The sequence below is a fragment of the Bacillus sp. JJ1127 genome (assembly GCF_036965845.1).
GTDB lineage: Bacteria > Bacillota > Bacilli > Bacillales > Bacillaceae_G > Bacillus_A.
Genome location: NZ_JBALQK010000130.1, coordinates 1 through 7,311 on the forward strand (window position 1 = coordinate 1; position 7,311 = coordinate 7,311).

A 7,311-nucleotide genomic window follows, 5' to 3' on the forward strand; every position below is an offset into this window, starting at 1 on the left:
GGTTTAACGCTTTAGTGGATAAAAGCGTTAAACCTTTGATGCTTTAAATAAAAAGTTTTTGATAAAACTCAATAAACACTGTTATAACAAGGTTTATTTGGACGTTGACAAAACAAAAATGCAGGAGTAAACTGACATCGTAAGTTGATTTGTGTAATTGTTCACAAATTTTATCTTATGTTTTGCTACTAGTTTTTTAGAGAAGGAATGATTATTTTATGAATATTATTCTGTTGGCTAGTTTGATGGAAAGCGAAGGGATGTATTCTGTAAAATAATAAAACCTTTAAAGAAAAGGAGGATTTGATAGATCTACAAAGTTTAGAGCAGATAGTTTGTTTTAATACCCTAGTTTTCAAAAAAAATGTATTTCCTTTGAAAATTAGCGTATTAGTTCAGTTCATATATCTGCGGTAATGGATTCTATAAAAATTAAATAAAGGAAAGAAGGATATAGTTATGGCCAAGACAAAAAAATTAACGCTTTTTGGGTTAATTGGTATTACGATGGCATTCTTTGGCACTGTACGTAGTGTACCGACACTTGCTATTACAGGGTGGACGCAAATTTTCTATATGTTAATTGCTGCAGTTGTATTTGCTCTTCCTATTGCACTAATGTCAGCCGAGCTTTCGACAGGATTTCCTGAAGAGGGTGGACCACAAGTTTGGGTTAGAAATGCATTAGGAGAAAAATGGGGATTTGTTACCTCATGGTTATTATGGGTTCAAATGTTTTTCGGGATGGTAATGGTTTCGTCAACTGTTGGTGTTCTACTCGGTTACGTTATTAATAAACCAGAATTATCTTCAAATAACTACTTTATTTTTGCGGTAATTTTAATTTCATACTGGGGTGTGACTTTATTAAACCTTAAGTTTGATATGGTAAAAATCGCAGGCAACTGGGGCGCTGTTATTGGTGTATATATTCCATTTGTTATTCTCGTAGTTCTAGGTGTTATCTATATGATTAAAAATGGAATTCAGCCAAATAGTTACTTAGGGAATTTTAAACCAAGTGATTTAATACCTAATTTAAAAGATTTAGGAAGCTTAGCGTATTTATCAGGGATTATCTTTATTTTTGCGGGGGTAGAGATCTCATCTGTACATGCAAATAATATTGAAAATCCGAAACGCAACTATCCAGTTGCTGTTATCGCTTCTGTTGTTTTACTAGTAATCTTTAATATTATCGCTGGTTTAACAGTTTCTAACGCAGTACCACGCGGTCATTTAGAGTTAGCTAATATTACACAACCATACTTGATTTTCTGTGAAGATTTAGGAATTCCATCTATCTTTGTTAACATCATTTCATTAATGATTTTAATTGGTGTTTTAGTACAGCTAAGTGCATGGGTACTTGGACCAAGTAAATCTATGATTAAAGTGGCAGAGGAAGGGAATTTACCGAAGTTCTTCCAAAAGAGAACAGAGAAAGGTATTCCAATCACGTTTGTAATGATCCAAGCAATCGTTATTTCGTTAGTATCTTTCTTATATGTAGTCGTTCCGGATGTTAATAGTGCATTCTTAATTATTACAATCACAACAACGATTCTATATTGTATCGTATATGCTTTAATTGCGATTTCAGCAATTCGCTTACGCTATAACATGCCTGATGTTAAGAGACCATTTAGATTAGGTAGTAAAGGAAATGGATTAATGTGGTTTATATCTATTGTCTCAATGATAGGTATTGTACTTACGATTATTGTAAGTTTAATTCCACCATCCATTTTAAAACCAAGTCAGTATACTGGTTATGTAGTTTATCAAGTAGCCGCTACAGTAGTTATGATTGGAATTGCTCTTATTATTAACAAATGTAAGAAACCAGAGTGGAAGAAAGAAGATCATACAGAAGAATGTTTAAAACAAGCTAACTAAAATTAAAAATTCCTTATATTAATATAAATTAATTGAAAATGGAGGAAATGAAAATGAAATACGAAATGCCAGAAATTAATTTAAAAGCGTTATTCTTAGGAGATAAAGGTGAAAATGTAGATTTATTTAAAGAATTATTAGTAAAAATGGTAGATGAGCATGTTGGTTGGAGACAAAACTATATGCCGCAAGATTTACCGGTGATTACACCTCAAGATAGAAGCGCTAAAAATTTCCAAGAAACTGCAGATCATATGCGCAGTGTGTTCAACGTATTATCTTCTAAATTACGTACGAACTCTTTACCTTGGCATACTGCTGGCCGTTTCTGGGGACATATGAACTCTGAAACATTAATGCCTTCTATCATCGCTTATACAGCAGCAATGTTATGGAATGGTAATAACGTAGCATATGAATCTTCACCAGGTACTTCTCAAATGGAAGAAGAAGTGGGACATGAATTTGCTGCACTTATGAGCTATAAAAAAGGTGAAAGCTGGGGACATATTTGCGCAGATGGTTCTATAGCTAACCTAGAGGGCTTATGGTATGCACGTAATATGAAATCCTTACCACTTGCAATTAAAGAAGTAGCTCCTGAATTTGTTGCAGGTAAATCTGAATGGGAATTACTGAATATGTCTACAGAAGAAATTCTAGATATTTTAGATCAAATTCCTGAACAAATTGATGAAATTAAAGCTCACTCTGCACGCAGTGGTAAAAACCTACAAAAATTAGGTAAATGGTTAATTCCACAAACAAAACATTATTCTTGGTTAAAAGCTGCTGATATTATCGGTGTTGGTCTTGATTGTGTAGAGCAAGTAGATGTTGATGACAACTATCGTATGGACATTAATAAATTAGAAGAAAAAATTCGCGAACTAGCAGCTGAGCAAATTCCTGTTCTAGGTGTTGTTGGGGTTATTGGTACAACAGAAGAAGGTCAAATAGATCGCATTGATAAAATGGTAGAACTTCGTGAAAAATTAGCAGAAGAAGGCATCTATTTCTACATTCACGTAGACGCGGCTTACGGTGGTTATGCTCGTTCTATTTTCTTAGATGAAAATAACGAATTTATCGAATGGGACCAAATCGAAGAAGTGTACGCAAAACACAACATCTTCACTGAAAAATGTGAATGGTTAACAAAAGAAGTTTATCATTCATTTAAAGCAATGAACCAAGCAGAAACAATTACAATTGATCCACACAAAATGGGATATATTCCTTACTCTGCGGGTGGTATTGTTATTAAAGATATTAGAATGCGCGATGTTATTTCTTACTTTGCAACTTATGTATTCGAAAAAGGTGCAGATATTCCAGCATTATTAGGTGCATATATTCTTGAAGGTTCTAAAGCAGGTGCAACTGCAGCTGCAGTTTGGACAGCTCATCAAGTATTGCCGTTAAATGTAACTGGTTATGGTAAATTAATTGGTGCAAGTATCGAAGGAGCTTATCGTTTCTATGACTTCTTAAGTGATAAAGAATTTAAAGTTGGCGATAAAACAATTCGTGTGTATCCATTAACAAAACCTGATTTTAACATGGTTGACTACGTATTTAATGAAGAAGGTAATACAGACTTAGAAAAAATGAACAAATTAAATCATGATTTCTTCGATCACGCTTCTTATGTTAAAGGTGGATTATATAGTAATGAGTTTATTACATCTCATACTGACTTTGCTATTCCTGACTACGGTAACAGCCCACTTCCATTCGTGAAGAGTCTTGGATTTAGCGAAGGAGAATGGGATCGCGAAGGTAAAGTAACGGTGCTTCGTGCTTGTGCATTATCTCCATATGCTCATGATAAAGATGTATTTGAAGAATATGCTGTTAAGCTAGAAAAAGCAATTCAAGATAAACTTGAAGCAATCTACAATGAAGTAAAATAAGTTTAGTAGAAAACCATTTTAATAGTATGAATGCATAACGTTAAAAATCCGTTATGCATTCATCTTTATATATAATTGATCTTATTGATTTAAGTAAGATCAATTGAGGAGTGAAAACGTGATGGTAAAAAAAGTATTAACGATAGCAGGTTCAGATTCAAGTGGAGGAGCAGGATTACAGGCGGATCTGAAAACATTTGAAGAGTATGGTACATTTGGCCTAACTGCCATTACAACAATCGTCACAATGGATCCGGATAATAACTGGCATCATCATGTTCATCCGATTGATAAGGAACTTGTACAAGCGCAATTAAAAACAATTTTTTCCGGCGGCAAATTAGATGCGATGAAAACAGGAATGCTTGGATCTATAGAGATGATTGAGCTCGTAAGTGATGTAATTGCAACATATGAGATGCAAAATGTTGTAATTGATCCGGTTATGGTTTGTAAAGGAGAAAACGAACCACTGCATCCTGAAAATGGACTTGCCATGCGTGATCTTCTTTTACCAAAGGCAACAATTGTCACACCAAATTTATTTGAAGCAGGCCAGTTATCTGGAATGTCAAATGTAAAAACGGTAAATGATATGAAGGAAGCGGCAAAGAGAATTATCGATTTTGGTGCTGAAAATGTTGTAATAAAAGGTGGGAAATCTCTAGTGGATCATAAGGCAATCGATTTACTTTATGATGGAACAGAGTTTGTACTTTATGAAGTCGAGAAAATTCATACGAATTGCAACCATGGCGCTGGGTGTACTTTTGCAGCAGCAATTACAGCTGGACTAGCTAAAGGACTTTCGGTGAAAGAAGCCGTGGCGAAGGCGAAGGACTTCACGACAGAGGGAATTAAAAGGGGATTTGATTTTAATACATTTGTTGGTCCAGTTTGGCACGGTGCATACAATAAAGCTGAGTTGCGTTAACTGTTATATATTTTTAGGTAAATAAAATTAGGGCATAAACATCCATTGGCATGATTTGTAAGCAATATATACTCATCCAAAGTATTGTTTATGCCCTTTTGCGGTTTATCTCGCTATCTTGGGTCAGTAAGCCCCCGCCTCAAGATATAGAGAGAAGCGAGGAAGATAGGCAGGGGACGGAAAAAACTCATTGATGAAAGTTTTACTTTATTTCCATTGATTCTTTTTCAATATAGTGTTTAGATATTGAATGTGCAATTGTTCACAAATGTTAATAGTAAATGGATGAATTGATAGAACCCTATAACAATTCAAATGATAAGGAGTTTATGAAAATGAAAAGAGATGTAACACTTAAAGAAAGTATCTTTCTTTTAGTTGTTTTATTAGCAATTATAGGAACTTGTATTATTGGTTTAAGTTTACCTCCACAAGTGCCTATTTTAATTGCTATAGGAATTGTTGTGCTATTTGCAAGAGTGAAAGGTGTTTCTTGGGATACAATCCATAAAGGGATTCAGAATGGAATTTTACCAGGTCTAATTCCTATTATTATATTTATGTTAATTGGAATTTTAATTAGTGTTTGGATCGCGGCAGGAACAATTCCGACTATCATGATTTATGGATTCCAGATTTTATCCGCAAAATTCTTTTTACCTTCTGTTTTTGTGATATGTGCACTTGTAGGTGTAATGGTAGGTAGCTCATTTACAACCATTTCTACTGTAGGTATTGCATTTTTAGGAATGGGGCAAATGATGGGGTTAAACCCAGCAATGATTGCGGGGGCTATTATATCAGGTGCTTTCTTAGGGAATAATATTTCACCGCTATCTGATACAACGAACTTAGCTGCTGCTATTGCAGAAGTAGATTTATTTGAACATATTCGTAGCATGATGCGGACAATTATTCCAGCCTTTGCTATAACTCTTATCTTTTTTATATTTGTGGGACATGGAGCATCGGTATCGGCGGGAAATGAAATAGAAGAACTGATTCATACACTCCATTCATCTTTTACTATTTCAATCTTTACATTAATTCCAGTACTCGTATTATTTTTGTGTGCAATAAAAAAAGTGCCAGCTATTCCGACGTTATTAATGAGTATAACAATGACCATTGTGATTTGTTACATTTACCATCCGCATACTAGCTTTGGCCAAATTGCTGCCCTTATGCAAGATGGATTTGTTTCTAAAACGGGTGTGAAAAATGTAGATTTGCTACTTACACGCGGGGGAATGCAAAGTATGATGTGGTCTGTTTCTCTTATTCTTCTTGCTTTAACACTTGGTGGACTATTAGTAGAAGTGAAAATTATTGAAAAGCTAATTTCCAAAATTTCAAGCATGGTAAGTGCAAAAGGAAATTTAATGTTAATGACTGCACTCAGTTCTATTGGTATTAACATTCTTTTAGGTGAGCAGTATTTGTCAGTGATTTTGCCAGGTGAAGCATTTAAATCACAGTTTGAGGCAATTCATTTAGATCCTAAAAATTTATCAGGAATTTTAGCGAATGCCGGCGCTGCGGTCAATCCATTAGTTCCATGGGGAGTAAGTGGTGTGTTTATTACTGGTACGCTTGGTGTTTCTACATTGCAATATTTGCCATTCGCTGTATTTTGTTTAGTAGTTCCAGTCCTTCATGTTATTTTTGGTTTTATAGGGGATGGAAAGCGTCAATTAGGAGAACAAAGAAAAGTTAGTTAATATATTTGTTGGTGAAAAATGTAAATAAAAAAAGCTGGTAAATACCAGCTTTTTTTATTTGAAAGCATGTTTTTTTGGAGGGGACATATTTTAGACAAAAAATCGCCATGAATATGTAATAGTGGTGCCTATCTCAAAAATAAAAAATAGTGATATAATATCTTATGCCCTTTAAAGTGTTAATAAGGTTTAAATATAAATAAAATCACCTTATTGGATTATTTTTTTAATATATTTTAAGGGTGTGATCTTTAAAGAAACATGTAATAGTGCTATTCATTTTGTGAGAAATTTTATATTTGAGAGTCGATTACGTACAGATTTAGAGTATATGTATTTTATATAGAGGGATATGAAATGGACATATTTAATCCTAGCAGAAGATAAAATAAACTTTGATGTAAGAAATAAGGTTATTGTGGCGCAGCGACTACTCTAATGAAAATGGAGGTAGGCATATGCTAATAGATAAATTACGTGGAAAAGATCTAGATGAGTTTTTTGAAGTGATTTTAGCATTGGAAACTGTAGATGAGTGTTATAGTTTTTTTGATGATTTATGTACAGTGAATGAGATGAAGACAATATTCCAAAGATTTAAAGTTGCTAAAATGCTCTATAATAATAATACGTATCATGAAATTGAAGAAGAGACAGGAGCTAGTACAGCTACAATTTCTCGTGTAAAAAGATCTTTAAACTATGGGAATGATATGTATGATGTTATTTTTACAAGAATGAAGGAAAAGTAATTTTTAATAGTTGATATTTAACTAGGTGAAGTTTTAAATGTATATATACATTAATTAAAAAACCGACATAACCCCCCTCTTTTTAGGTG

5 protein-coding genes are annotated in these 7,311 nt (G+C 33.7%); all 5 read left to right on the forward strand.

The genetic code is table 11. From position 1 onward, the window contains the following. Nucleotides 1-459 precede the first annotated feature (459 nt). On the forward strand, nucleotides 460-1,899 hold the full coding sequence (gene tyrP / locus V7183_RS13430) for a tyrosine-tyramine antiporter (protein ID WP_335359835.1): 1,440 nt from the start codon (nucleotides 460-462) through the stop codon (nucleotides 1,897-1,899). A gap of 53 nt (nucleotides 1,900-1,952) precedes the next feature. Further along, complete coding sequence (gene tdc, locus V7183_RS13435; protein ID WP_335359836.1) at nucleotides 1,953-3,815, forward strand: tyrosine decarboxylase; 1,863 nt, start codon at nucleotides 1,953-1,955, stop codon at nucleotides 3,813-3,815. A 118-nt stretch (nucleotides 3,816-3,933) separates the two neighbouring features. Continuing rightward, complete coding sequence (pdxK, locus tag V7183_RS13440) at nucleotides 3,934-4,749, forward strand: pyridoxine/pyridoxal/pyridoxamine kinase (RefSeq protein WP_335359837.1); 816 nt, start codon at nucleotides 3,934-3,936, stop codon at nucleotides 4,747-4,749. A 335-nt stretch (nucleotides 4,750-5,084) separates the two neighbouring features. Then, a complete protein-coding gene (nhaC, locus tag V7183_RS13445) occupies nucleotides 5,085-6,470 on the forward strand; it encodes a Na+/H+ antiporter NhaC (protein ID WP_097894785.1) in 1,386 nt (461 codons plus the stop codon). A 458-nt stretch (nucleotides 6,471-6,928) separates the two neighbouring features. Then, on the forward strand, nucleotides 6,929-7,222 hold the full coding sequence (locus V7183_RS13450) for a YerC/YecD family TrpR-related protein (protein ID WP_000904078.1): 294 nt from the start codon (nucleotides 6,929-6,931) through the stop codon (nucleotides 7,220-7,222). Nucleotides 7,223-7,311 lie beyond the last annotated feature (89 nt).